Consider the following 3,724-nt stretch of genomic DNA (forward strand, 5'->3'; position numbering starts at 1 on the left):
TAGACGAAGAGTGTCTAGGATTAGACGGAGATGCCTTGGACAAGTGTCATCAAGAATTTGACCAGATAGCAGGCAGTCCACAGGTAGAGGTTCCCTTTTGGTTTACAGAAAAAGATAAGCCAGCCCGCTTGCCTTGGTTTATCCGAAGCCCCTTTGCCAACTTTTTATATTATTCAACGCCGATCAAAGAGGGCGTCCATGACAGAGCGCATCATGAGCATCACCTTATGGCAGAGAGGGTTGGTGGACTTGAAACGCGCCCGGTTAATGTGAGTGTGGTTTATGGGATCAAGACATGAGGAGTTGAAATGTCATTAAAACCGTTTGCAATATCAGAACTTAGCGACCCGTCTCAAGTACGGGTTGTTTTGTATTCGGGGGGAGGCTTGGTGCATGCGCCGCTTCAGAGCGTTTTTGATTTACTGAAAACAGCTTTGAAAGCCGATTTTGATGGTTCGTTAAAAGATTTAGAGAAGCGCTTAGAAGCCTTAAGCGAAGAGTTTGAAGATTTGAAAGAGTGTTAGTTTTAGGTTTAATGGAGGAATAAAGCAAATGAAAATACCCGATCATAGTCATGAGTATCTGATACCAATAGCAACGAAAGAGGAAATCAGAGAAGGTACTTCGCAAGATAGTGTTGTTGTTCCGAAGATTTTAGGGACGGCATCTTTGTATTCGTATGAAGAGTTTGCACCGTTAGAACAGGTTGTTAATACAAGGCAAGAATCGGAAAAAGCCATGGCGCGTGCAAATGGTGCGCAACAGGTTGCAGAAGAATCGAAGAGGGTGTCGGAACAAGCGCTTAGCGAAGTGACGAAAACAGTTCAAACAGCGACAACAGCGCTTACGACGTCTCATGAAGCGAAGGAAGAAGCTAAAGCAGCGACGACCACGGCTAATCTTGCGAAAGATACAGCGGATACAGCCAAGGGCTTAGCAGAAGAAGCCAAGAATACTTCTGATGCTGTCAAGCACATGGCAGAAGAGACAAAAGCAGCAGTTGATAGAGCCTCTGGGGAAATCAATAGTACGAAAGGTTCACTTGAGACGGCATTACAAAATTTTGCAGAGGTCAAACAGAGCAGTGAGAATGCTGTTAATTTATCGACCGAAGCCAAGAGGTTAGCCGATGAATCGAAAACCATTGCAACCCGTGCAGAACAAACAGCAAGAGAAGCTTCACAAACAGCAACCGAGACGACGCAAGTAGCCGCAACAGCGGTAGCAACGTGTCATGAAGTTAAGAAAGTTGCAGAAGCAGCCAAAAAAGGCGGGGAAGAAGCCTCGAAACTCGCTTCAGAAGCGAAGGGTTTGGCGGAAGAAGCGAAAGGTGTAGCAGATAGTGTAACAGAGAAAGTCGAGAAGGCTCTAAAAGAAGCTAGCGATGCGAAATCTCAAGCAGAGGGCTTAGAAACAATAGCCAATGAAGCGAAGAATGTTGCGGAGCAAGCCAAAGGCGAAGTTGACACAACGAAGCAAGGACTTGGAGAGGTCAAGAGCTCTTTAGACACGGTGACAGCAACATCAAATTCTGCGAATACCGCTGCTTCTGAAGCAAAAGCTTTAGCGGAAGAAGCAAAAAATGCATTGACACAAGTGCAAGAGACGACACAAACGCATAGTGAGAGTCTTTCAGCCATTCAAGGCAATGTAAATTCTCTTTTTACTTATTTTTTAGAGAATGTGCATTTTGTACAGCCTCACAAAATTTTGGAAGCCGATCCGCAAAATAGAAAAGGTCTTGTGATCAACAACGGCGCATTTTTTCGCTTTTATCATGGTGGTGATCATGGGGGTAGGTACATCTTGAACCGTGTTCCAGGGCGTGGAACTATGAGCTTTCAAGAAACTCTTGAGGCTGGAAAGGATTATTATATATATCTCATCCTAAAAGATCAGGAGCATGATCTATCCTATGAAATTTCGTTAAATCCGACAGCTCCAGAAGGCTATACAGAGCATAATTCTGAAAAGATTGGTGGATTTCATACGCTTTGTACAGATGTTGGTACAATTGAAGAACATCCCTTATCGGGTTATCAAGCAGGCGATATTTTGCCCATGTCTGTTTGGTGTTTAAATCACCGTCCATGGTGTTCTCCAGAGGGAATGGTTTACAATCCGTTGAGTAATATTTGGGTCGATATTTATCTTCAATCAGGCACGGGTAAAAATACGAAGTCGGCATATGGTGCTCCGATTACGACTAATCGTCGCTATTATGAACATCAAGGGGATTTGGCGTCTGTTAGGAAGAGACTTTTGACGAATGATGAGTTCACGGTCTCCATGACTGGAAGCAATTATGGCACGAGTATTTCAGGCAATCAAGCGCCTTCTCCTAAGACGTCAGGCGGACATATTGATACGGCATCCCGTCGTATGATTTCGCATATTGGCTGTGAAGATGGCTGCGGTTATGTGTGGCAATTTTTGTCTGGTTGTTATCCCGTGACCAAATGGCATACAGGGGAACAAGGAAGCAGTTTACGTGTAGACATAAATGTTATGTTGGGAGGAGGCGATTGGGCTGATGGTTCAAACAATGATTATCTTGTACGGAATTTTGCGCATTCTCGTTATGAGGAAGATGAAAAAATAGGCGCCCGTGGATGTAGTGAGCCATTTTATTTATCCTATTAACGCGAGACTGATTAGAAGATTTTTATACAGCCCCACTGATGTGGGGCTTTTTTTATGGAGGAGTGGATGAGAAAGATATCGAAAGAAGGTTTGGAGCTTATCAAACAGTGGGAAGGATTGCGTTTGGAGGCTTATAAAGATGCGGCATGTATCTGGACGATTGGTTATGGCCACACCAGCAATGCTGGTCAACCATTTGTCAAAAAAGGCATGCGTATTACGCAAAAGCAAGCAGAAGAAATCCTTTGTGAAGACTTAAAGCAATTTGAGAATGCGGTTGAGAAATCGGTCACAGTTTCGTTAACGGATTGCCAATTCGCGGCATTGGTGTCGTTTTGTTATAACGTAGGCAGACAAGCCTTTTGCAAATCGAGCCTTTTGAAGAAACTTAATCAAGGGGATTATGAAGCCGTTCCAACAGAATTACAGAAGTGGAATAAAGTTGGTGGGAAGACTTTTGTGGGGCTAGCCAACCGTCGAGCCGCAGAAGCCGGCTTGTGGGCAAAAGGGTCTTATATTGCTTCAAACTATCAAAGGGCAGAAACGCGTAATGCAACTGGTCTTTTCAAGATAGAAGCACTCGCGCCGATTATAGGGTCTTGTTCTGGTTTTGGAGGATTTTTGGTAGGCAATGGACCAATTCAGTGGGCTTTAGCAGGGATTATGGTTTTAGCCGCTTGTACAGGTCTCGCGATTGTCGTTAAGCGTTTTCGGGAGCAGCGCTTGTGATTTTTTGGTTCAAAAGAAATCTGTCTCTTCTGTTAGCGGCTTTAGCCGTTTTTTTTATGGCATTAGCTAAGGCTTTTCACCTTGGCAAGAAGAGCGAACGGCAGAAGCAAACAGAGCATGCTTTAAAGACGGCAAGGACCCGTTTTGAGGTAGAAAATGAAGTTAATCAAAAAACTGATGCTGGTGTGCGTTCTGCTTTGTCTCGTTGGGTGCGGGGCAAATAGGACAGTTTCTTGTGTTGGGTGGTTGCCCATTTATTTAGACAAGCAAGATCTGAACGCGATCAGTCCCAATTTAGCAAGAGATATTTTGAAACATAATCAACAGGGAGCACGCTTATGTGGTTGGCAAA

5 protein-coding genes and 1 pseudogene are annotated in these 3,724 nt (G+C 44.1%); all 6 read left to right on the plus strand.

Features of this window, described 5'->3' with window-relative positions:
* Positions 1 to 299 (plus strand): annotated as a pseudogene (locus tag PVV57_RS09760) (phage tail protein); the annotation flags it as partial.
* A 9-nt stretch (positions 300 to 308) separates the two neighbouring features.
* Positions 309 to 524, plus strand: coding sequence for a hypothetical protein (locus tag PVV57_RS09765; RefSeq protein WP_273719290.1), 216 nt, complete (start codon positions 309 to 311; stop codon positions 522 to 524).
* Positions 525 to 552: 28 nt separating this feature from the next.
* A complete protein-coding gene (locus PVV57_RS09770; protein WP_273783987.1) occupies positions 553 to 2,643 on the plus strand; it encodes a hypothetical protein in 2,091 nt (696 codons plus the stop codon).
* 66 nt (positions 2,644 to 2,709) lie between these two features.
* On the plus strand, positions 2,710 to 3,372 hold the full coding sequence (locus PVV57_RS09775; protein WP_273719292.1) for a lysozyme: 663 nt from the start codon (positions 2,710 to 2,712) through the stop codon (positions 3,370 to 3,372).
* Positions 3,369 to 3,596 carry a hypothetical protein gene (locus tag PVV57_RS09780; protein WP_273783988.1) on the plus strand — a complete coding sequence of 76 codons (228 nt, stop codon included), beginning with the start codon at positions 3,369 to 3,371 and terminating at the stop codon, positions 3,594 to 3,596. The genes PVV57_RS09775 and PVV57_RS09780 overlap by 4 nt, the downstream gene beginning before the upstream one ends.
* Positions 3,529 to 3,724, plus strand: a 196-nt coding sequence (locus PVV57_RS09785; protein WP_273783989.1) for a hypothetical protein, incomplete at its 3' end; no start/stop codon positions are given. The genes PVV57_RS09780 and PVV57_RS09785, both read left to right, overlap by 68 nt.

It is taken from the genome of Bartonella sp. AU15XJBT (assembly GCF_028618615.1).
Lineage (GTDB): Bacteria > Pseudomonadota > Alphaproteobacteria > Rhizobiales > Rhizobiaceae > Bartonella.